The 20,807-nt window shown below is 61.3% G+C and carries 20 protein-coding genes; 2 read left to right on the top strand and 18 right to left on the bottom strand.

Features of this window, described 5'->3' with window-relative positions; all coding sequences use genetic code 11:
* Positions 1-163 precede the first annotated feature (163 nt).
* The 8 genes from AMK05_RS30620 to AMK05_RS30585 all read right to left on the bottom strand — a co-directional run bounded on the left by AMK05_RS30620 (position 164) and on the right by AMK05_RS30585 (position 9,256).
* Positions 164-883, bottom strand: coding sequence for an SDR family oxidoreductase (locus AMK05_RS30620; RefSeq protein WP_210293551.1), 720 nt, complete (start codon positions 881-883; stop codon positions 164-166).
* Positions 884-1,036: 153 nt separating this feature from the next.
* A complete protein-coding gene (locus tag AMK05_RS30615) occupies positions 1,037-2,155 on the bottom strand; it encodes an acetoin dehydrogenase dihydrolipoyllysine-residue acetyltransferase subunit (RefSeq protein ID WP_064843944.1) in 1,119 nt (372 codons plus the stop codon).
* Positions 2,156-2,160: 5 nt separating this feature from the next.
* Positions 2,161-3,168 carry an alpha-ketoacid dehydrogenase subunit beta gene (locus AMK05_RS30610; RefSeq protein ID WP_064843943.1) on the bottom strand — a complete coding sequence of 336 codons (1,008 nt, stop codon included), beginning with the start codon at positions 3,166-3,168 and terminating at the stop codon, positions 2,161-2,163.
* Positions 3,169-3,179: 11 nt separating this feature from the next.
* Positions 3,180-4,157 (bottom strand): thiamine pyrophosphate-dependent dehydrogenase E1 component subunit alpha, encoded by a 978-nt coding sequence (locus AMK05_RS30605; RefSeq protein WP_082935802.1) that lies wholly within the window; start codon positions 4,155-4,157, stop codon positions 3,180-3,182.
* A 153-nt stretch (positions 4,158-4,310) separates the two neighbouring features.
* The gene (locus AMK05_RS30600; RefSeq protein ID WP_064843954.1) at positions 4,311-5,198 is read right to left on the bottom strand and encodes an alpha/beta fold hydrolase; all 888 of its coding nucleotides are present in this window, start codon (positions 5,196-5,198) and stop codon (positions 4,311-4,313) included.
* Between the two features lie 115 nt (positions 5,199-5,313).
* Positions 5,314-7,044 carry an ABC transporter permease subunit gene (locus AMK05_RS30595; RefSeq protein ID WP_064843952.1) on the bottom strand — a complete coding sequence of 577 codons (1,731 nt, stop codon included), beginning with the start codon at positions 7,042-7,044 and terminating at the stop codon, positions 5,314-5,316.
* Positions 7,037-8,119 carry an ABC transporter ATP-binding protein gene (locus AMK05_RS30590; protein ID WP_064843951.1) on the bottom strand — a complete coding sequence of 361 codons (1,083 nt, stop codon included), beginning with the start codon at positions 8,117-8,119 and terminating at the stop codon, positions 7,037-7,039. Before AMK05_RS30590 ends, AMK05_RS30595 begins: the two co-directional genes overlap by 8 nt.
* Positions 8,120-8,146: 27 nt before the next feature.
* Complete coding sequence (locus AMK05_RS30585; RefSeq protein ID WP_064843950.1) at positions 8,147-9,256, bottom strand: extracellular solute-binding protein; 1,110 nt, start codon at positions 9,254-9,256, stop codon at positions 8,147-8,149.
* A gap of 594 nt (positions 9,257-9,850) precedes the next feature.
* Here AMK05_RS30585 and AMK05_RS30580 point away from each other — a divergent pair.
* Both AMK05_RS30580 and AMK05_RS30575 read left to right on the top strand, forming a co-directional pair.
* Complete coding sequence (locus AMK05_RS30580; protein ID WP_064843949.1) at positions 9,851-10,678, top strand: putative hydro-lyase; 828 nt, start codon at positions 9,851-9,853, stop codon at positions 10,676-10,678.
* A 126-nt stretch (positions 10,679-10,804) separates the two neighbouring features.
* Positions 10,805-11,743, top strand: a complete 939-nt coding sequence (locus tag AMK05_RS30575; RefSeq protein WP_064843948.1) for a LysR family transcriptional regulator — start codon at positions 10,805-10,807, stop codon at positions 11,741-11,743.
* A gap of 63 nt (positions 11,744-11,806) precedes the next feature.
* On the opposite strand, the gene AMK05_RS30570 is transcribed toward AMK05_RS30575, so the two are convergent.
* From AMK05_RS30570 to AMK05_RS30525, 10 genes are all read right to left on the bottom strand, one after another.
* Positions 11,807-12,100, bottom strand: coding sequence for a putative quinol monooxygenase (locus AMK05_RS30570; protein WP_064843947.1), 294 nt, complete (start codon positions 12,098-12,100; stop codon positions 11,807-11,809).
* Between the two features lie 57 nt (positions 12,101-12,157).
* Positions 12,158-12,607, bottom strand: a complete 450-nt coding sequence (locus tag AMK05_RS30565) for an OsmC family protein (protein ID WP_064844966.1) — start codon at positions 12,605-12,607, stop codon at positions 12,158-12,160.
* Between the two features lie 113 nt (positions 12,608-12,720).
* Positions 12,721-13,137, bottom strand: coding sequence for a GlcG/HbpS family heme-binding protein (locus tag AMK05_RS30560; RefSeq protein WP_064843946.1), 417 nt, complete (start codon positions 13,135-13,137; stop codon positions 12,721-12,723).
* A gap of 37 nt (positions 13,138-13,174) precedes the next feature.
* On the bottom strand, positions 13,175-13,930 hold the full coding sequence (locus AMK05_RS30555; RefSeq protein ID WP_064843945.1) for an SDR family NAD(P)-dependent oxidoreductase: 756 nt from the start codon (positions 13,928-13,930) through the stop codon (positions 13,175-13,177).
* A 51-nt stretch (positions 13,931-13,981) separates the two neighbouring features.
* Positions 13,982-15,100 carry an acetoin dehydrogenase dihydrolipoyllysine-residue acetyltransferase subunit gene (locus AMK05_RS30550; protein ID WP_064843944.1) on the bottom strand — a complete coding sequence of 373 codons (1,119 nt, stop codon included), beginning with the start codon at positions 15,098-15,100 and terminating at the stop codon, positions 13,982-13,984.
* A 5-nt stretch (positions 15,101-15,105) separates the two neighbouring features.
* Positions 15,106-16,113: an alpha-ketoacid dehydrogenase subunit beta gene (locus AMK05_RS30545; protein WP_064843943.1), complete on the bottom strand. Its 1,008-nt coding sequence runs from the start codon at positions 16,111-16,113 to the stop codon at positions 15,106-15,108.
* 11 nt (positions 16,114-16,124) lie between these two features.
* A complete protein-coding gene (locus AMK05_RS30540; RefSeq protein ID WP_082935802.1) occupies positions 16,125-17,102 on the bottom strand; it encodes a thiamine pyrophosphate-dependent dehydrogenase E1 component subunit alpha in 978 nt (325 codons plus the stop codon).
* Between the two features lie 70 nt (positions 17,103-17,172).
* Complete coding sequence (locus AMK05_RS30535) at positions 17,173-18,219, bottom strand: ABC transporter permease (protein WP_064843942.1); 1,047 nt, start codon at positions 18,217-18,219, stop codon at positions 17,173-17,175.
* Positions 18,216-19,760 (bottom strand): sugar ABC transporter ATP-binding protein, encoded by a 1,545-nt coding sequence (locus AMK05_RS30530; RefSeq protein WP_064843941.1) that lies wholly within the window; start codon positions 19,758-19,760, stop codon positions 18,216-18,218. Before AMK05_RS30530 ends, AMK05_RS30535 begins: the two co-directional genes overlap by 4 nt.
* Before the next feature lie 82 nt (positions 19,761-19,842).
* Complete coding sequence (locus tag AMK05_RS30525) at positions 19,843-20,781, bottom strand: substrate-binding domain-containing protein (protein ID WP_064843940.1); 939 nt, start codon at positions 20,779-20,781, stop codon at positions 19,843-19,845.
* Positions 20,782-20,807: the final 26 nt, after the last annotated feature.

The following is a 20,807-nucleotide window of genomic DNA, read 5'->3' as shown; positions in this document are numbered from 1 at the left end:
CAGTGGCTGACGCAGTGAATGTCGCGACATCGTTGAAGTCAACAGGTTGCGGTGGCGCAAGCACCACCGATTGCTGCGATCGATGCCAAACTTGTGAAGGCTCGGCACGTCAGTGCTCGACCGAGCGGTCCTTTAGGTTCAGCTGCTGCCACGAACTCGAACATCAGAACGGGTCTCGCGCGGCCGTAAGCCATCCGCCATCCATCACATAGGCGCTTCCATGAACGTAATCGGCGTCGTCGCTGCCGAGAAAGGCCGCCAGTTTCGCGATTTCTTCCGGTTGGCACCAGCGACGTGCGGGAACTTTGCTGATTGCAAGATCCATATCGGGCGATGCGGCGTTGTGCTCCGGCAGAGCCAAGGGCGTTGCGGTGGCTCCGGGGCAAATCGCGTTCACGCGGATCCCGCGCGCGCCGTATTCGAAGGTCATCTGGCGCGTCAAGCCGATCACACCGTGCTTAGAAGCGGTATAAGCCGACCCGCCGCCGGCTGCGCTGAACCCGGACGTCGACGACGTGTTGATGATTGCACCTTTCCCCTGCGAAAGCATATGCGGAATAATGGCGCGGGCCATGAGGAAAGGCCCGGTAAGATTGACGGCCAGAACCCTGTTCCATTCCTCGAGGCTGACCTCGTGGGCAGGAGCATGCCCGTCCAGAATTCCCGCGTTGTTGCAAAGAAGATCGATTCTTTCCCAGCGCTCGATGATTGCTTTGACGGCGCTTTCGACGCTTCCGGCGTCGCTCACGTCTGCCTGCAGCGGATAGGCCTTATCCGGCGTAGAAAGTTTTTCGACCGTTTCGACAGCACGAGCCAGATTGATGTCCAGAGCGGCGACATAGGCGCCCCTGGATACAAATTCCCCGACCATGGCGCGCCCCATTCCGGAGCCTGCGCCTGTGATGACCACCACCTTACCGCTATAATTACTCACGACTGATGCCTTCCTTTTCTGTGTTTGGCGAGGGGCGGTTACCAGTCAGATGCCCGCCTGTTTTTCATTAGCTGCTTGAACAGTTCGTCGGGCCCAGCCCGATTATTGTGAGGCTTTGCGGATATTTTCGAGGATTGCCTGATTGACGGTGGCGGATGCCTCCATTTGCGGCATATGGCCGGTATCGGGCAGGATGCGCAGAGTGAGGTTTGCCGGGAGGGTGCCGGCGTCTGGGACGGGCACGATCTGGTCCTGTTCGCCCCAGATCAGCATGACGGGGCAGTTAAGACCGGCAAGCGGTTCGCGGATCGACAGCAACTGGCCGTCCTGGCCGGCGATGGTGTCGGCGATTGCCGTCAATGCCTCCGGCACGCCTTCGAGACGCTTGAAGCGCAGGGTTCCTTCGACCATGTCGTTGGTGATCTTGGCGGGATCGGCAAACAGCCGCTCGAGCACGTTCAGAAGCGGCCGGCGCCGTTCGGCGGCGATGAAGTCGACCAGGAAGTCGCGGCTCATCTGCCGGCTCAAGCCGACCGGCGCGATCAATGTCAGCGACGCCACGCGCGACGGCTGGGCGGCGGCGATCCGTGCGGCGACGGCGCCGCCGAAGGAATGGCCGACGAGATGGAGCCTGCCGGGCGCGAGATCCTGGACCGCGGCGCTGACGGCCGAGACTATCTTGGCAAGCACATCACCGTCGACGGGCGACGAGGCGCCGTGCCCCGGCAGATCGACCGCGACCGTGCGGATCGTCTCGGCCAGCGGCGGCTGGTTGAACAGCCAGGTCGACAGATCGCCGCCGAAGCCGTGCAGGAACAGGACGACATCGTCGCCCTCGCCGGCTTCGAGCAGGTTGACCGTGCCGCCTTCGACCTCGACGATGCGCGGTGCTGCGCTGCCGGCGTCACCGCCCTCGCCCGCCCCCAGCCGGTCGGCATAGGTTGCGATGAAGGCGTCGATCTCTTCAGTGGTCGCGGCATCGTCGGTGATGACGCCGGCCAGGGCGCCGACCGGCGCCGTCGTGCCCTGCTGCAGCACGATGCGCCGCAAGGTGCCGCTTGCCGCCGCCTCCAGGACATTGGTGACCTTGGTCGTCTCGATCTCGAGGATTTCCTGACCGCGGGCGATGGTGTCGCCCTCATTGACCATCCATTGGGTGATCGTGCCTTCGGTCATCGTCATTCCCCATTTGGGAACAGTGACAGCTTCGATAAGCGACATGGGCTTTACCTCTTTACGATGGATCTGGCGGCCTTGGCCACGGCGTCGGGCGTCGGCACATAGACGTCTTCGAGATTGGGGGCGTAGGGAACCGGCGTGTGCGGCGCCGTCACGAGCTTGATCGGCGCCTTCAGCGCGTCGAAGCATTTGTCGGCAAACAGCGCGGAGATGTCGGTGGCGACGCTGCAGCGCGGATTGGCCTCGTCGACGATGATGATGCGGCCGATCCCTTCGGCGACATCGAGCAGGGTCTCCTCGTCGAGCGGCGAGGTGGTGCGGGGATCGACGACGCAGGCGGAGATGCCGTCGGCCGCAAGCTGGCGGGCCGCTTCCTCGGCGACGCCGACCATCCGTCCGATCGCCACGATCAGCACATCCTTGCCGTCGCGCACCACCCGGGCTTCGCCGAACGGGATAGTATAGGAGGCGTCGGGCACCTCGCCGACGGTGTCGTAAAGCATCTTGTGTTCGAGGAAGATGACCGGGTCGTCGTCACGGATGGCCTGCAACAGCAGCCCCTTGGCGTCATAGGGATTGGAGGGGATGACGACCTTCAGGCCGGGAATATGGGTGAAGATCGGATAGAGCGCCTGGGTGTGCTGGGAGCCGGAACGGCTGCCGGCGCCATAGGTGGCGCGGATGACGAGCGGGGTCTTGGCGCGGCCGCCGAACATATAGCGGAACTTGGCGGCCTGGTTCATGATCTGGTCGAGGCAGACGCCGGCAAAGTCGACGAACATGATCTCGGCGATCGGGCGCAGGCCGGTCAGGGCCGCGCCGGCGGCGGCGCCGATGAAGGCGGCTTCGCTGATCGGCGTATCGCGGATGCGCTCGGGCCCGAACGCATCGAGCAGCCCGCGGGTGACCCCGAACGGCCCGCCCCAGGCGTCCTTGACGCCGTTGGCGCCGGCGCCGCCTGTCAGATCCTCACCCATCATGATCACGCGCGGATCACGGGCCATTTCCGAATGGAGCGCCTCGTTGAGGGCCTGGCGGAAGGATTTCTTGGGCATGATCGTCGTCCTTACAGATACTTGACGTAGACGTCGGTGGTCAGAGCCGACAAGGGCGGGAAGGGTGCGGCGCGCGCGGCAGCGACGGCGCGGTCGATTTCGGCGTCAACCGCCCGATCGACGGCGTCGAGTTCGGCCGCCTCGAGCAGCGACACCTCGGCGACCCGTTTGCGGAAGTTGATCAGGCAGTCGCGCTCCCGGCGCATTGCCGCCTTTTCCTCCGGTGTGCGGTAGTTGTCGGGATCGCCGCTATAGTGGCCGTAATAGCGCGGCACATGGACGTGCAGCATCGTCGGCCCGCCACCGTTGCGGGCGCGGGCAACGGCTTGACCGGCCGCCTCATAGACGCTGAACACATCCGTCCCGTCGACCTCGATGGCGGGGATGTCGAAGCTCTCGGCGCGGCGGGTGAAGCTGCCGGCGGAGACGTGCTCGTTGGCGGTGGCTTCCCCGAAACCGTTGTCCTCGATGACGAAGACGATCGGCAGCATCCAGATCTTGGCAAGGTTGAAGCTCTCGGACATGACGCCCTCGTTCATCGCGCCGTCACCGGCAAAGGCGACGGCGACGTGCCTGGTGCCGAGAAGCTTGGCGCTCAGGGCCGCGCCGCAGGTGATCGGCGCGCCAGCTGCGACGATGCCGTTGGCGCCGAGCATGCCCTTGCGCAGATCGGCGATGTGCTGCGACCCGCCCTTGCCGCCGCAGGTGCCGCTCGCCTTGCCGAACAGTTCCGCCATCATGCTGTCGATGTCGACGCCCTTGGCGATCGAATGACCATGGCCGCGATGGGTGGAGGAGATGTAGTCGCCCTCGTCGAGATGCAGGCAGACCCCGACGGCGCTTGCCTCCTCACCGGCATAAAGATGGGTGTTGCCGGGAATGTCGCCGGTCGCCATCTCGTCCATCACCCGCTCCTCGAAGCGGCGGATCATCCGCATGTTGCGGTAGACCTCGATCAGCTTGTCCTGTGGTAGCTGCAAACCAGACATTGCTTCCCTCCTTTGTGATCTCTGCGGCATATGTTGATGCGTGCCGTTCGCACCGTTGTCGGCGCTGAAACGGCGGGCTGCGGTCGATCACCGCGATCAACCGCAGCCGGAACAACCCATCCCTCTTGGGCAGGATGGGTTGTCGATACGGGTTCACCTGAAAAACTGCAGGAGCTCGCGCACCAGCGCGTCCGGTTGTTCTTCTGCCAGATAGTGGCCGCAGTTTTCGATCGCGGTTCCACGGACATTGGTCGCGATCTTCTGCAATTGTGCGACGAGGTCAGGCATGGAACCTTGATCGGCGCGCACGGCCAGGACCGGCATTTCAAGCTTTCCCTTGGCGGCAAGCTCTCGGTTTTGCTCCGCAGACAACGAGACTGCCCGGTAATAGGCAAGGCCACCCTTCAGGCCGCCATAGAGGAAAACGCGCAGGTATTCGTCGAAGTCGCTTTCGGAAAACACTTGCGGATTGGCCGCTTTGCGTTGCAGGAACCAGTTGAGATAGATGTCCTCCCGACCTTCAATGAGCGCCTCCGGCAAGTCGGGGACGTTGTGAAAGGCAACGTGCCACGTGCGCCAGGCGACTTCGGGCGACCAGGGCAGAGCATCGGGAAGACTGATGCCGGGGATTCCCGTATCGAGAATGGCCAGCCCAAGAACGCTGTTTCCGTAAAGCGCTGCGTAGGGATAGGCGACCCAAGCGCCGATATCATGGGCGACAAGATAGTGCCGACCGGCACCCAATTTTTCGACAAGGCCTCGCACGATCTTGGCAATGCCTGTCGTATCGCAGCCGCCAACCGGGCGATCTGAATCACCTTGCCCGGGAAGATCCAAGGCAATGACCCGGTATTTGGCGGCGAGCGCCGGCAGGATTTTACGCCACGCGTACCAGCTCTGGGGGAAACCGGCGAACAATACGACCACCTCGCCGTCTGGACGCCCTCCGCTGACATGGTGCAGCCTCACGCCGTCGACCGTCGAGAAGCCCCGGTCAAATCCCTCGATGCCGCTCATCGGCCAATCCAGTCTTTCCACCATCGCAGTCTCCTTCTTTAGAAAACTCATTCTTGGGCGGATGACCGCATCAAAACGGCGCTCATCCGATTGTCGTTACCGCCCCGTCCTGGCCGACGAGAACCCATCTCGCTGCGCTTCAGTGGGCTGCACGGGCGTGCTTCGCTGCCGTTTTCCAGTTCCCGATCGTCACGATGACAAGACACATGATCAGCAGGATCGAGAACACCGCGTTGACCGATGGCGTGAAGCCAAAGCGCATCTGGTTGAAAACCCAGATCGGCAGGGTTGGTGCTCCGCCGGACAGGAAGAGGGTTACCATGACATCGTCTGCCGAAAGGGTCAGGCCGAGAAACGCGCCGGCCAGGATCGTTCCCTTGATCATCGGAAACAGCACATGAACGAAGCTTTGCCAGCGGCTCGCGCCAAGATCCAACGATGCTTCCATGAGGCTGGGATCGAGCCGGCGAAGCCGAACGAGCAGCAGCAGAAAGGTCACCGGCATGACGAAGCTCATCTGTCCGATGACGATGCGGGTGATGCCTGAGGGAATTCCGAAGATCTCCGTTCCGAGAACCATCTCGATTCCCAGCACGACGCCCGGTGTGGCGATCGGAAGCGCGAACGCCATTTCATAGAAGCGGGCACCCTTCAGCTTGGCGTAGTGGACAATCAGCGGAAATATCGTTCCGACCAGGACCGATATGGAAACCACGCATGCTGCCACGATCACCGAGCGCTGAGCCGCTTCGATCAGGGAAGCATCGTCCAGGAGCTGGTGGTACCAGTGCAGCGTCAGCCCTTCCAACGGAAGCGTTTGAAGGTTTGCCGAATTGAACGAGAAGAGGATGATGATGGCGAGCGGCGCATAGAGATAAGCAATGGCCGCGATATAGCCGATCCCTCCCAAACGCCGGCCGAAGCCGGTCGAGCTTGCCCCGTTCGACGATGGGGACTGATCGCCTTCTCCGCCGACCATGACCCCCCGCACCGGGGTCAGGGCGATGATGATGCCGAGAAGCACCACGACGCTCAGCATCAGGGCAACGGCAACGGCAGCACCATAGGGCCAGTTGTTCGCAAAGCCGAATTGGGTCGAGATGACGACGCCCAGCGTGGTTCCGTCGATACCGCCGATCATTGCCGGTGTGACGAAATCGCCAACGGTCACGAGGAAGGCGAGCGAAAAGCCAATTGCCAGATTTCGTCGTGTCAGGGGCCATATCAGATGACGGAATGTCTGTAGCGCCGTCGCCCCTGAATCCTCCGAGGCTTCGATCAGATCGCTTGGGATCTTCTCGAAAGCGCCCATGGTGGAAATGAAGATAAAAGGCACCGAAATGTAGGCGAAGACGATGATGACGGAACTTGGGCTGTAGAGAAACGCCTCGGACGGAGCATCGAGGATCCCGCTCGACACCAGAAAGCCGTTGAGAACACCGGATTGGCCAAGGATGACGCGCCATGCAAAGATCCGCATGAGCAGGCTGATCCAGAGGGGCAGGACGATCAGCATCGTCAGAAGCGCTTTGTTTCGTTTGGCGACGCGCCCGACATAGAAAGCGAGCGGATAAGCGATGAGGGTCGCGAATATGCAGGCAAAGAAGCTGAACGAGAGCGTTCTGATCAGCAGGACCCAGAAGCCCGCCGAATTCCACATCCTCGAATAGTTGATCAGCGACGGCTCGAAGATGATGACGCCCGCCGAGCTCTTCAGGAAGCTTATTCCGACCAGAAGCACGTTCGGCAGGACAACGATCAGAAACAGCCACGCCAATACCGGCACGCTCGAAAGGCGAAAGCCCAGCGGAAAACGTGCATGCCGCGCAGCGGCGCGTGCGGGCAGTGCCGGTGCAATGATCTCAGTCATGGAAGACCTGCGTGTTTGCTGCATCGAAGGCGACCTTGACCGGCTGGCCCACCGTGAATGTCGAGTGGCGCACTGCCGGCACCGTGCCGATGAGATTGACGCCGCCGCAGCGGACGTTCACCTCGCAGTTGGTGCCAAGGAAAAGGACATCTTCCACAACGCCGGGAATGGTGTCGGGCGCCCCTTCCGCCTCATCGAGCGGTTTCACCTGTATCGCTTCGTACCTGATCGCCATCCGCGCCGTTCCGCCCTTTTTGGCAGTCAGTCCCGGAACCTTGATCCCCTCCACGCGTCCCACGAATCCGGTATCGGACGGTTCGAAATTGACGGCGACGAGATTGGAGCGGCCGACGAAACGCGAAACGAACTCGTTTTGCGGGGCAAAGTATATTTCGCGGGGGGTGGCGAGCTGGGCTATCTTGCCGTCCTGCAGGACGACGACGCGGTCGGACATCGACAGGGCTTCGCCCTGGTCGTGGGTAACATACATGAACGCGATGCCGAGTTCTTTCTGCAGAGCCACCAATGTGTGTTGCATTTGCTGGCGCAAGCGAAGATCGAGAGCGGCGAGCGGTTCGTCGAGAAGCAGAAGCCTCGGTCGCGATACGATGGACCGGGCCAGCGCGGCACGCTGACGCTGGCCGCCGGAAAGCTGGTGCGGAAGCCGGTCGGCAAACGTTACCATTTCGGTAAGCGCCAGCGCTTCCTCGGCTTTCGTCCGCCGGGTCGGCTTCGCCTCGCCCCTCATCCGGAGCGGATATTCGACGTTTTCCCGCACCGTGAGGTGCGGGAAAAGGGCGTAGCTCTGGAACACGGTTCGGACATCGCGCTTATTCGGAGCGACCGAGTTGACCACCTCGCCTGCCATGACGATCTGGCCGGTATCAGGCTTTTCAAAGCCGGCTACCGTCCTTAGAATTGTCGTCTTTCCTGAGCCGCTCGGCCCGAGGATGGAAAAGAATTCCCCGGGCTTGACCGAGAAAGACACCTGGTCGAGCGCCGGTTTTTGGGCGCCGTCATAGGTTTTCGAAACGCCGACGAGCGAAAGCACGGAGCCGGTTTCATGTGTTCCCATTGTCGTTCTCCAGCTGGATTGCGGACGTCAGAGCGTGCCGGCCAGGAAGTCGTTCCAGAGCTGGATACGGCGTTCGACGTTCTCGGGTTCTTTGAAGAAGACGAGATTGTCCTTGAAGCTCGGATCATCGGAGTCGAGAATATTGGTGTTCTTCAGCTCGTCTTCGGTCAGGCCGGCTTCGCGCGCCGCCGCCGGCGTCAAAACGCCGTTGCTTCCCGAAAACTTCATGAACCGCGCCTGCCACTTTGCCGACATCGTGTCGTTGAGGAATTTGTAGACGACGTCACGCTGCCCTTTCGGAGTGACATAGGTCCCTTCGATCCAGGCAGGCGTGCCTTCCTTCGGCAGGGAATATTTGGCGTTGAGCCCCTTCTTTTTCAGGATGTTGACGACGGTCACATTGTGGCAGTAGCCGAGAACCGCTTCGCCTGAGGCATAGACGTTCGCGGCATCGTCGAAGCCGCGGGTGACCACGCGCACCTGGGCTCGCAGCTCGCGCAAAGCATTGGTGACGAGGGTGAACTCGTCCTCGGTCAAATTGAACGGATTTTTCGCGCCGACATATAGCGCGACCATGGGGATCGTGACGGTTGCGTCATCGAATATCGTGACTTTCCCCTGATAGGTCTTGTCCCAAAGGGCGGCCCAGGTCGTCGGCGCAGACTTGATCGCATCGGCGTTATACTGCAGGGGCTGCGTTCCCCAGTGCAGGGGGATGCCCATCAGGGCGCCGTCGACCGTCAGCGGCTCGCGCCAGTTCAGCCCGGGCAGGATGTTGGAAATATTGGGGACCTTCGAGACGTCGAACGGAGCGATCTGGCCCGCCTTCTTCAGCCGGCCCGCCGTCGAGGCCTCCGAATAGATGACATCGGGCTTCACGGCGCCGGACTGAAGCTGGGCGAATACCTCGTCGAGCGAGGAGATGATCACCGGCTTGATTTCGGTCCCGTTGGCCGCCTGCCACTCCGCGATCCAGTCCGGTTCGTCATAGGTCTCCCACGTCAGCAAAGTGATTGGCTCTTCCGCTGCCCATGCGCTGCTGATGACGGCCGGGGCAAAGAGAGACGCCGATAAAGCTGCGCCCCCGAACTTCAAAGCCTGGCGGCGGGTGATGGATAGAGACGTTTTGTCGGTCATCGCTGAATCCCTTCTGACAAGTTTGAAGACTGCAGAAGGGGCGTTGCGCGCCACCACTGCTCCCAGGTTTATTGATCGACCTAACGTTCGTTAGGCTGATGAGGAAGTATTGCTCCGTATTCGACGCCTGTCAACCACATAAAAAGGTATATGTAATTGTTTTTACTTGGAAATTTGCCGCGCCGACGAGCGCTCCTCAGATCGTTTGAAATGAGAATTGCGGTGGAGTTGGATCGCGGTTTCGAGCACTCGGGGCTACGGACGAATTCGAAGATGACAACTCGTCTTAGCTTGCGGCAACCGCCGCCATTCCCGGGAGTGATGACACGAATGACCTCCCAATCATGGTGTTTCAGCGCGGATTTTCCTGCCGGACCGCCCTGAGGTCAAATCGTCGTTGGCGATGGAGTCTGATAACGCAGTTCTATCAGCTGCGCCGGAAACGGTCGGCATCAACCCGCCAAGAGCCGCTCCCGCATACGTTGCGTGATCAGCAGAATCTATCTCGGGTCATCGAATATGGAGATTTGACGAAAGGCCCCGAAATCGCGAGTTCTTGCACATGTGTGTGCATGAGAACAGGGATGCTTGGTGATGGACAGGCTTGAAACGGTACTGGATCGTCAGCCGGAGCAGATTCGCCACGATGTCAGGACTGGCGCGATCGCCGGGCAGACTTCCGGGCTGGCCCCAGGTTTTGCGCAAGGAAACCTGGTGATCCTGCCAAAGCAGTGGGCGACCGATTTTCTGAGGTTTTGCCTGGAAAATCCCAAGCCATGCCCGTTGCTCGCCGTCGGAAATCCCGGCGATCCGTCTCTCGCCAACGCCGGTAGGAACATCGACATCCGGTCCGATGTTCCGAGTTACCGGGTTTTCCGCGACGGGCGGCTGGTGGAGGAGATCGCCGATATCCGCCACATCTGGCGGGATGATTTCGTTTCCTTCTTGATCGGCTGTTCGTTTTCCTTCGAGTGGGCGCTCTTGAACGCGGGCATTGGCGTTCGTCATATCGAACTCGGTTCGAATGTACCGATGTACAGGACGAACATAGATTGCGTATCGGCTGGCCCGTTCTCCGGGCAGTTCGTGGTTTCGATGCGACCGATGAAACCGGCCGATGCCATAAGGGCGATCGAAATTACAGCGGCAATGCCGCAGGTCCATGGGGCGCCGGTGCATTTCGGTGATCCCCTGGCGATCGGGATCAGGGATCTGTCCCGTCCCGACTTCGGCGACAGCGTTCCGGTCAAGGAAGGTGAAGTGCCTGTCTTCTGGGCGTGTGGTGTCACGCCGCAGGTGGCTTTGGCGCAGGCCAAGCCGCCGATCGCAGTGACTCACAGTCCTGGCTGCATGCTGATCACGGATATCCGCGACGAGGATCTTCTGAACGGGACGTTCCGGTTCGAGGCGCCAGCCCTATAGTGTCGAGAATCGCTCTTGCGACAACGGCAGGGAGATTGCCTATCCTATCGCCGAGGCAGCTTGCATCCGGTCTCATAGTCGTCAATGGTTAGCCGGTCGTTGGACTATTGAGAACAGGCGGGCCTGATGATTGACCTGCGCACCTTGGAGACCTTCTGTATCGTGGCTCAGACGGGCGGTTTCCACCGTGCCGCCGAAAAACTCCATACCACGCAGCCGGCTGTTTCCGCGCGCATTGCGCAGCTTGAACAGGAGCTCAAGGTGCGGCTGTTCGAGCGTGACAAGCGTGGCAGCCGTTTAACAGCCAAAGGGCGTGAAATTCTGAAATATGCAGAGCGCATGCTGGCGCTCCGGACGGAAATGGTGCTTTCCGTCGCCGGCGCAAATGCCTTGGAGGGGAGCGTGCAGCTCGGTGTTTCGGACACCATCGTCCACACATGGCTGCCGGAATTGCTGAAGCGACTGAACCACGAATACCCGTCCATCACTCTGGAGATCAATGTCGACGGGTCCGCCAATCTCGCGGCCGCTCTTCAGGAAAACAGCATCGATGTCGCCTTTCTCATGGGACCGGTGATTTCAGGGAACGTCGCCAATCTGCCGCTTTGCGAATATCCCCTGAACTGGGTGGTTCCGGCGGATTTTCCCTTGGGGCCGCAGGCCGTGACGCTGGAGGAGCTCACGGCATTTCCGATCATCACCTTTGCGAGGCAGACCCAACCTTTTCGGGAACTCACGGAGCTTTTCAACAAGGCACATCAGCAGCGCGTCCGCCTGTTTCCGAACTCCTCGCTGTCTTCGATCGTTCGTATGACGCTTGATGGTATTGGAATTGCCGCCATACCTGTCGAGGTCGTCTCGGATCACCTGGCAAGCGGCAAGCTGCGGGTGCTGACGACTGTCGGCCACACAATGCCGACCATGGCGTTCACGGCAAGCTTTATCAAACGTCCGGAAACGCACTTGAATGGCGTCGTGGCCCAGCTGGCGCAGAAAGTTGCGGGACATTATGCACTGGTTCCGGGTGGTCTTCCAGCCGAAGACCACCCGATCGGTACCGATTGATCGGGTGTGGCTTTGCCACGTGCAGCCCGTGGCAGTCCTTGCGCCGGGAGCCCGTGGGCCGGGTCAGGAGATGCGCTTGTACTTATCCAACTTGACCGACTGGATCCATTGACCGGCGCGGGCGCCGAACGCCTTCATTGACTCGGTATTGTTGTGGACTTCCAGCGATTGCTCGTCCTCCCAGATCTCGTAGAAGACGAACTCGCCTGGGCGCTCCAGCGATTCATGGAGATCATACTGGACGAATCCCGGCTCCGTTTGCGCGATCGGGATCAGGGTGAGGAGCGCCTCGCGAAGCTGCTCATGCTTTCCTTCGTACGCCGTTACCGTGGCGACAACAACAAGCTTATCTTTCATTCCGCACCTTCCTTTCGATAATGAGAAAACGTGTACGACCACCGCTGCCGTTGGATGTCAGCCCAGTTCGATCGACACATGGGTTTTGATCGAATTTGCGATGAAGCATCCTTTATGAGCCCGATGATGCAGTCGAGACAGCGTTTCGCGATCGGGCTGTTTCTGGGAACTAAAGGATGTTTTGGGATGGAGAATGATATCCGATACCCAGAAAGTTCCATCCGGGTTCTTCGATACCTTGCCGACGGCATCATCCTCATAGCTGCTGACGATATAGCCGTTCCCCTCGCAGATCGCCAGGAAGTAGAGCATGTGGCAGCTTGCCAGGGCGTTGACGAGAAGCTGCTCCGGATCGGCAAGATCGCTGTTTCCGAGATAGGCAGACGCGGCAGACACCGCCACCGAGACCTGCGCGCTGTATGTCGCCTTATGATCCCGACTGTAGGTTGCCGGCTGTTGCGCGTGCGGCGCTGCCTTCCATTCGAGGCGGATAGAGTGCTCAGACATGATATCATCCTGATTGTTCGGCTTGGGACGTATTCCCATTGCCAGCCATGGAAAGTTGGGGCGCTGCCGCTTCAATGGCGGCGGCGCCCCTGGTTCGGGCGTGTCAGGCACGCTTAACCAGCTTGCAGCACCGCCACCATCACCTCAGCAATGGCGATATCGGCCTCCACCGGCCCGCCCGAGGCGCCCACTCCTCCGATCACGGTCTTTCCGTCGCGCACCGGTAGGCCGCCACCGAAAACAACGAACGGCCGGCGCCCGCCGAGGGCATCCAGCCCGTAGAGCGCTGCCCCCGGCTGGACCAACTCCAGCCAGTTGTCGGAGGGCGAGCGCAGGGCCAGAGCGGTGTACGCCTTGCCCTGCGCGATTTCGACGGTCGACAGCGCAGCGTCGTCGGCGCGCAGGAAGGCAAGCAGATTGCCGCCGGCATCAACGATCGCCAGGGACGAAGGCTCTCCGAGCTCTCTTGCTTTGGCTGCACCGGCCTCAAGGGCTTTGAGAGCCGCCTCATGTGTAATCAACTTGATCATGTTCTCGCCTTTCTGTGCTTTCGACCGCTGCCCGCAATCAGTTGTAGATGCCGCCGTCGACGTTGATCGCCTGGGCCGTCACGTAGGAAGCCTCGTCGGAGGCGAGATAGACGAAGAGCGGCGCGACCTCCTGGGGCGTGGCTTGCCGTCCAAGCGGAATGACGATCGGGACCAGCGATTCCTGCTTTTCCCGACCCCCAATGAAATCGATGACCGGCTGGTTGAACGGCGTGTCGATCCATCCCGGGCACACGGCATTGACCCGGATACCGTCGCGCGCCAGTTCGATTGCGAGCGTGGTTGTGAGGCCGATGATCGCGGCTTTGGACGAGGAGTAACCGACCAGGCCGGGGGCGCCGCGCTTGCCGGCCAGCGAAGACATCATCACGATGGAAGACTTGCCGGCGGCCCGCAGATGTTTCACCGACTCCCTGGCGAAGATGAAATTGGCGCGGACATTAATGGTGAACACCTTGTCCCAGTCACGCGTGGAAAAGTCTTCGACCCTGCCGGAAAGCTGGATGCCGGCATTCAGGCAGAGCGTGTCCATCCCCTCCATCCAGGTGACCGACTGGTCGATTGCCGCCTTGATTTCGTCTTCCTGCGAAATATCCGCCTTGAAAAACCGAACGCGGTCGCCGAAGCGCTTTTCGACTTCGCTACCCTTGGCAGCGTCGATATCGACCACAGAAACGGTTGCACCCTCGGCAACAAAAGCCTCTAGAATGGCAAGGCCGATATTTGCCACGCCTCCGGTTAGGAGGACGCGCTTTCCTGACAAACGTTGCGACATGGATGTACTCCCGATTTAATGGTTAGGTTCGTTTTGCCGGGCCCAGCCCGATTATTGTGAGGCTTTGCGGATATTTTCGAGGATTGCCTGATTGACGGTGGCGGATGCCTCCATTTGCGGCATATGGCCGGTATCGGGCAGGATGCGCAGAGTGAGGTTTGCCGGGAGGGTGCCGGCGTCTGGGACGGGCACGATCTGGTCCTGTTCGCCCCAGATCAGCATGACGGGGCAGTTAAGACCGGCAAGCGGTTCGCGGATCGACAGCAACTGGCCGTCCTGGCCGGCGATGGTGTCGGCGATTGCCGTCAATGCCTCCGGCACGCCTTCGAGACGCTTGAAGCGCAGGGTTCCTTCGACCATGTCGTTGGTGATCTTGGCGGGATCGGCAAACAGCCGCTCGAGCACGTTCAGAAGCGGCCGGCGCCGTTCGGCGGCGATGAAGTCGACCAGGAAGTCGCGGCTCATCTGCCGGCTCAAGCCGACCGGCGCGATCAATGTCAGCGACGCCACGCGCGACGGCTGGGCGGCGGCGATCCGTGCGGCGACGGCGCCGCCGAAGGAATGGCCGACGAGATGGAGCCTGCCGGGCGCGAGATCCTGGACCGCGGCGCTGACGGCCGAGACTATCTTGGCAAGCACATCACCGTCGACGGGCGACGAGGCGCCGTGCCCCGGCAGATCGACCGCGACCGTGCGGATCGTCTCGGCCAGCGGCGGCTGGTTGAACAGCCAGGTCGACAGATCGCCGCCGAAGCCGTGCAGGAACAGGACGACATCGTCGCCCTCGCCGGCTTCGAGCAGGTTGACCGTGCCGCCTTCGACCTCGACGATGCGCGGTGCTGCGCTGCCGGCGTCACCGCCCTCGCCCGCCCCCAGCCGGTCGGCATAGGTTGCGATGAAGGCGTCGATCTCTTCAGTGGTCGCGGCATCGTCGGTGATGACGCCGGCCAGGGCGCCGACCGGCGCCGTCGTGCCCTGCTGCAGCACGATGCGCCGCAAGGTGCCGCTTGCCGCCGCCTCCAGGACATTGGTGACCTTGGTCGTCTCGATCTCGAGGATTTCCTGACCGCGGGCGATGGTGTCGCCCTCATTGACCATCCATTGGGTGATCGTGCCTTCGGTCATCGTCATTCCCCATTTGGGAACAGTGACAGCTTCGATAAGCGACATGGGCTTTACCTCTTTACGATGGATCTGGCGGCCTTGGCCACGGCGTCGGGCGTCGGCACATAGACGTCTTCGAGATTGGGGGCGTAGGGAACCGGCGTGTGCGGCGCCGTCACGAGCTTGATCGGCGCCTTCAGCGCGTCGAAGCATTTGTCGGCAAACAGCGCGGAGATGTCGGTGGCGACGCTGCAGCGCGGATTGGCCTCGTCGACGATGATGATGCGGCCGATCCCTTCGGCGACATCGAGCAGGGTCTCCTCGTCGAGCGGCGAGGTGGTGCGGGGATCGACGACGCAGGCGGAGATGCCGTCGGCCGCAAGCTGGCGGGCCGCTTCCTCGGCGACGCCGACCATCCGTCCGATCGCCACGATCAGCACATCCTTGCCGTCGCGCACCACCCGGGCTTCGCCGAACGGGATAGTATAGGAGGCGTCGGGCACCTCGCCGACGGTGTCGTAAAGCATCTTGTGTTCGAGGAAGATGACCGGGTCGTCGTCACGGATGGCCTGCAACAGCAGCCCCTTGGCGTCATAGGGATTGGAGGGGATGACGACCTTCAGGCCGGGAATATGGGTGAAGATCGGATAGAGCGCCTGGGTGTGCTGGGAGCCGGAACGGCTGCCGGCGCCATAGGTGGCGCGGATGACGAGCGGGGTCTTGGCGCGGCCGCCGAACATATAGCGGAACTTGGCGGCCTGGTTCATGATCTGGTCGAGGCAGACGCCGGCAAAGTCGACGAACATGATCTCGGCGATCGGGCGCAGGCCGGTCAGGGCCGCGCCGGCGGCGGCGCCGATGAAGGCGGCTTCGCTGATCGGCGTATCGCGGATGCGCTCGGGCCCGAACGCATCGAGCAGCCCGCGGGTGACCCCGAACGGCCCGCCCCAGGCGTCCTTGACGCCGTTGGCGCCGGCGCCGCCTGTCAGATCCTCACCCATCATGATCACGCGCGGATCACGGGCCATTTCCGAATGGAGCGCCTCGTTGAGGGCCTGGCGGAAGGATTTCTTGGGCATGATCGTCGTCCTTACAGATACTTGACGTAGACGTCGGTGGTCAGAGCCGACAAGGGCGGGAAGGGTGCGGCGCGCGCGGCAGCGACGGCGCGGTCGATTTCGGCGTCAACCGCCCGATCGACGGCGTCGAGTTCGGCCGCCTCGAGCAGCGACACCTCGGCGACCCGTTTGCGGAAGTTGATCAGGCAGTCGCGCTCCCGGCGCATTGCCGCCTTTTCCTCCGGTGTGCGGTAGTTGTCGGGATCGCCGCTATAGTGGCCGTAATAGCGCGGCACATGGACGTGCAGCATCGTCGGCCCGCCACCGTTGCGGGCGCGGGCAACGGCTTGACCGGCCGCCTCATAGACGCTGAACACATCCGTCCCGTCGACCTCGATGGCGGGGATGTCGAAGCTCTCGGCGCGGCGGGTGAAGCTGCCGGCGGAGACGTGCTCGTTGGCGGTGGCTTCCCCGAAACCGTTGTCCTCGATGACGAAGACGATCGGCAGCATCCAGATCTTGGCAAGGTTGAAGCTCTCGGACATGACGCCCTCGTTCATCGCGCCGTCACCGGCAAAGGCGACGGCGACGTGCCTGGTGCCGAGAAGCTTGGCGCTCAGGGCCGCGCCGCAGGTGATCGGCGCGCCAGCTGCGACGATGCCGTTGGCGCCGAGCATGCCCTTGCGCAGATCGGCGATGTGCTGCGACCCGCCCTTGCCGCCGCAGGTGCCGCTCGCCTTGCCGAACAGTTCCGCCATCATGCTGTCGATGTCGACGCCCTTGGCGATCGAATGACCATGGCCGCGATGGGTGGAGGAGATGTAGTCGCCCTCGTCGAGATGCAGGCAGACCCCGACGGCGCTTGCCTCCTCACCGGCATAAAGATGGGTGTTGCCGGGAATGTCGCCGGTCGCCATCTCGTCCATCACCCGCTCCTCGAAGCGGCGGATCATCCGCATGTTGCGGTAAACCTCGATCAGCTTGTCCTGTGGTAGCTGCAAACCAGACATTTGCTTCCCTCTTCAATTCGTTGAATGCCATTCTCGACGGAATTTCTCTCGCCGAAGCCGACCGGTCGTTTCACGCTCTTGCTTGTTTTGATCGCCTGTATTGATCGATGACGACGGCAAGGACGATGATGGTTCCCTTGATGATCTCCTGGTAGTAGGAGCCGATCTTGAGGAATGTGAATCCTGAGGTGATGATGCCGAGGATGATGGTTCCGATCAGCGTTCCGGTGATGCGTCCTGCGCCGCCGGCGAGCGATGTTCCGCCGATGACGGCTGCGGCGATGGCGTCGAGTTCGTAAGCGGTGCCCATGGTCGGCTGGGCGGATGCGGCCCGGGCTGCGGTGACCACTCCGGCCAGCCCCGACAGCAGTCCGGCGACGGCATAGACCTTGATCAGATGGGCGCCGATATTGATGCCGGAGACGCGCGCCGCCTGGGGATTGGAGCCGATCGCATAGGTATATTTGCCGTAGCGCGTATAACCGAGGGCGATGTGGGAGAGCACGGCGACGCCGAGGAAGATGATCACCGGCAGCGGCACGGGAAAGCCGAAGACGATGAAGCTCTTGCCGAGCCAGGTGAATTGCGGCGTCAGGAGAGCGATCGGCTGTCCGAGCGTGTACCACTTGGCCACACCTCTGGCGCAGACCATCATGCCGAGCGTGGCGATGAAGGGGGGAATGCCGGTCTTGGCGATCAGGAGACCGCTGACCCATCCGGCCAGCAGGCCGACGATGAGGCCGGCGAGGATCGGCCAGATCGGCGAGAGATCGGTGAGTGCGGGATAAAGGGCGCGCACATCTGTCGAGCTTTGCGCCAGCGAGGCGGCGACCATGGCGGCCAGCCCGACCACCGAGCCGGAGGCCAGGTCGATGCCGCCGGTGATGATGACATGGGTGACGCCGACGGCCAGAATGCCGATCACCGAGACCTGCAGGATGATGATCGACAGGCGCTGCTCATTGCCGAGGAACGAACTGCCGACGAAGACCCAGCCGAGGATCTCGAAGGCAAGGGCAATGCCGACCAGCACCAGCGCCATCGACATCTCACTGTGAAACTTGCGCTTCACCACACGCTTTTCCGCCACAACCGTGGCCCCAGGGGTTATCGTCATTGTGCTGCGAGCTCCATGATCTTGACTTGATCGGCCTCAGCCCGATCGAGGATGCCGGACACGCGTCCTTGCCGGATGGTCATGACCCGGTCGCTCATTCCGAGGATCTCGGGCAGTTCCGAGGAAATCATGATGACGGCCACGCCTTCGGAGGCGAGCGTGGAAATCATTCGGTGGATCTCGGCCTTGGCGCCGACGTCGATACCGCGCGTGGGTTCATCGAGGATGAGGACGCTCGGCTTTGTCAGCAGCCAGCGGCCGATCAGCACCTTCTGCTGATTGCCGCCGGAAAGATTCAGGATCTTCTCCCCCATGCCGGGGGTCTTGACCCGCAGCGATGTCGTCATCGTCTCGCAGTCCTGCGACAGCCGCTTCTGCTCGACGAAGCCGCGACGCACATACCCGCCATGGAGGGCGGCCATCTGCATGTTCTGTTGAATGTCCAGCAGCAGGAAGCAGCCGGATTCCTTCCGGTCTTCAGTGAGGAAGGCCATCCCGTTTTCCATGGCGACGGCGGGAGAACTGACGTTGACGGACTTGCCTCTGATCTCGATCGTACCTGATGTCGCCGGCGTCACGCCAAAGAGCGTTTCAGCAATGTTGGAGCGACCGGCGCCGACAAGCCCGGCGATCCCGAGAATCTCGCCGGCATGAAGGTCGAACGAGACGTCCTGGAAGATACCTTTGAGACATAGATCGCGGACGCTGAGCACGACGTCGCCGATTTTAGCCTCCACCTTGGGAAACATCTGCGAGATCTCGCGCCCCACCATCATGCGGATGACTTCTTCGCGGGTCAGGTCTTGCGCAGCCTTGGTCGCGATGTGTTTGCCGTCGCGGAAAATCGACACCTCGTCGGAAATTTCGAAAAGCTCGTTCATCTTGTGGGTGATATAGATGATGCCCTTTCCCCGTTCCCTCAGCGTCCTGATGATACGGAAAAGATGCTCGACCTCGCGTTCGGTGAGCGCGGAGGTCGGTTCGTCCATGATCAGGACATCCGATTCATAGGAAACCGCCTTGGCAATCTCGACCATCTGACGGCTGGCAACCGAAAGCAGACCGACCCTTTGGTCGGGGTCGAGATCAATGCCCAATTCTTCGAAAAGCTTGTAGGTGCGGCTGTGCAGTTCCTTGTGATCGACGAGACCAAAACGGTTCTTTGGTTCACGCCGGATCCAGATGTTTTCCGCAATCGTCATATGGTTCATCAGATTGAGCTCCTGATGAATCATGGCGATGCCGTTGTCGAGGGCGTCGAGCGGACTGCTGAGCCGAATGGGAAGGCCGTTTAAGAAAAACTCTCCTGCGTCCGGCGTGTAGATGCCGGCAATGATCTTCATCAGCGTGGACTTGCCGGCACCGTTTTCGCCCATAAGGGCATGAACCGTGCCGCGTCTCAGGCGGAAGGAGACGTCATCCAGCGCAACGTTTCCGGCAAATTCCTTGCGGACATCTTTGACCTCCAGGAGATATTCGGCTGTCGGAACAGCGCCGCTTTCCCGGACCGCCTTGACGGTCGATGGTGAGATATTCGGCATCGTGGCAGACCTTCTGCTTTCTATGCATAGAGGTTCCGGCTTCGGATGTGCCTTTGCGGGCACATCCGAAGCCGAGCGGCGATCAGTTCTTGGCGAGGTATTTCTCGACATTGGCCGGATTGACCAGCTCGTAGGGGATCCACATCGGGGATTCGACTTTCTCGCCCTTGGCGAGCTTGACGGCAGCATCCACCGAGCCGGCGCCCTGTCCGAGTGCGTCCTGGAAGACGGTGACGTCGAGATCACCGTTTTGCATGTAATGCATCGCTTCCTTGGTGGCGTCGACACCGGCAATGACGACATCCTTCATGTCCCAGCCGGCCGCCTTCAGCGAGTTGACGGCGCCGATGGCCATTTCGTCGTTGTTGGCCAGCACCGCCACCGGCTTGTAGCCGGCGGTGATCCAGTTGGTCATCAGATCCTGCGCCTTGACCGGATCCCAGTTGGCAGACTGCTCGTCGATGATCTTCATGAAGTTGCATTCCGGCTTGGCCGCGACGTCATGAACCGCCTTGCTGCGCAACACGGCCGTCTCGTTCGCCAGCACGCCCTGGATGATCAGGATGCCGGCCTCGTCGGTCTTCTTGGCTTCCTTCAGGACACGGCAGACTTCCTCTGCCTGCAGCATGCCGGCAACATGTTCGTCGGAACCGACAAATGCCGCCTTCGGCCCGAGCTCCTTGACGTCGCTCGGCGTGTTGTTGACGTAAACCAGCGGAATGCCGGCATCCGCCGCCATCTTGGTCATCGTCGGCGTGGCCGAGGTTTCCACCGTGTTGACGATGATCGCATCGACCTTGGCGGCAATGAAGTTTTGAACCTGCGACAGCTGCCGGTTGACGTCGCCTTCGGCAAATTCGATCTGCAGCGGCTGTTTCAGTTTGCCAGCCTCGTCTTTGATGCCCTGCACCAGAACCGCCAGGTTCGAGTCGGAGTGGGAAATGGTCACGCCGATGTCACCGGCATGCGCGGCAGACGCCGCAAGTACCATCATGGCAGTTCCAAGGATCATTCGTTTCATGTCGTTATTCCCCTGTTTCTTGATCG

Source organism: Rhizobium sp. N324 (genome assembly GCF_001664485.1).
Lineage (GTDB): Bacteria > Pseudomonadota > Alphaproteobacteria > Rhizobiales > Rhizobiaceae > Rhizobium.
Note: the sequence above shows the minus strand (reverse complement) of the source record. Positions and strands in the feature narration are given on the sequence as shown.

Bases quoted from the DNA above. Each gene is read 5' to 3' on its own strand.
- AMK05_RS30580 (WP_064843949.1), top strand. From the start codon at position 9,851: ATGGACAGGCTTGAAACGGTACTGGATCGTCAGCCGGAGCAGATTCGC.
- AMK05_RS30600 (WP_064843954.1), bottom strand. From the start codon at position 5,198: ATGGTGGAAAGACTGGATTGGCCGATGAGCGGCATCGAGGGATTTGAC.
- AMK05_RS30540 (WP_082935802.1), bottom strand. From the start codon at position 17,102: ATGTCTGGTTTGCAGCTACCACAGGACAAGCTGATCGAGGTTTACCGC.
- AMK05_RS30595 (WP_064843952.1), bottom strand. From the start codon at position 7,044: ATGACTGAGATCATTGCACCGGCACTGCCCGCACGCGCCGCTGCGCGG.
- AMK05_RS30620 (WP_210293551.1), bottom strand. From the start codon at position 883: ATGGGGCGCGCCATGGTCGGGGAATTTGTATCCAGGGGCGCCTATGTC.
- AMK05_RS30610 (WP_064843943.1), bottom strand. From the start codon at position 3,168: ATGCCCAAGAAATCCTTCCGCCAGGCCCTCAACGAGGCGCTCCATTCG.
- AMK05_RS30615 (WP_064843944.1), bottom strand. From the start codon at position 2,155: ATGTCGCTTATCGAAGCTGTCACTGTTCCCAAATGGGGAATGACGATG.
- AMK05_RS30570 (WP_064843947.1), bottom strand. From the start codon at position 12,100: ATGAAAGATAAGCTTGTTGTTGTCGCCACGGTAACGGCGTACGAAGGA.
- AMK05_RS30555 (WP_064843945.1), bottom strand. From the start codon at position 13,930: ATGTCGCAACGTTTGTCAGGAAAGCGCGTCCTCCTAACCGGAGGCGTG.
- AMK05_RS30525 (WP_064843940.1), bottom strand. From the start codon at position 20,781: ATGAAACGAATGATCCTTGGAACTGCCATGATGGTACTTGCGGCGTCT.
- AMK05_RS30575 (WP_064843948.1), top strand. From the start codon at position 10,805: ATGATTGACCTGCGCACCTTGGAGACCTTCTGTATCGTGGCTCAGACG.
- AMK05_RS30565 (WP_064844966.1), bottom strand. From the start codon at position 12,607: ATGTCTGAGCACTCTATCCGCCTCGAATGGAAGGCAGCGCCGCACGCG.
- AMK05_RS30545 (WP_064843943.1), bottom strand. From the start codon at position 16,113: ATGCCCAAGAAATCCTTCCGCCAGGCCCTCAACGAGGCGCTCCATTCG.
- AMK05_RS30550 (WP_064843944.1), bottom strand. From the start codon at position 15,100: ATGTCGCTTATCGAAGCTGTCACTGTTCCCAAATGGGGAATGACGATG.
- AMK05_RS30560 (WP_064843946.1), bottom strand. From the start codon at position 13,137: ATGATCAAGTTGATTACACATGAGGCGGCTCTCAAAGCCCTTGAGGCC.
- AMK05_RS30530 (WP_064843941.1), bottom strand. From the start codon at position 19,760: ATGCCGAATATCTCACCATCGACCGTCAAGGCGGTCCGGGAAAGCGGC.
- AMK05_RS30535 (WP_064843942.1), bottom strand. From the start codon at position 18,219: ATGACGATAACCCCTGGGGCCACGGTTGTGGCGGAAAAGCGTGTGGTG.
- AMK05_RS30585 (WP_064843950.1), bottom strand. From the start codon at position 9,256: ATGACCGACAAAACGTCTCTATCCATCACCCGCCGCCAGGCTTTGAAG.
- AMK05_RS30605 (WP_082935802.1), bottom strand. From the start codon at position 4,157: ATGTCTGGTTTGCAGCTACCACAGGACAAGCTGATCGAGGTCTACCGC.
- AMK05_RS30590 (WP_064843951.1), bottom strand. From the start codon at position 8,119: ATGGGAACACATGAAACCGGCTCCGTGCTTTCGCTCGTCGGCGTTTCG.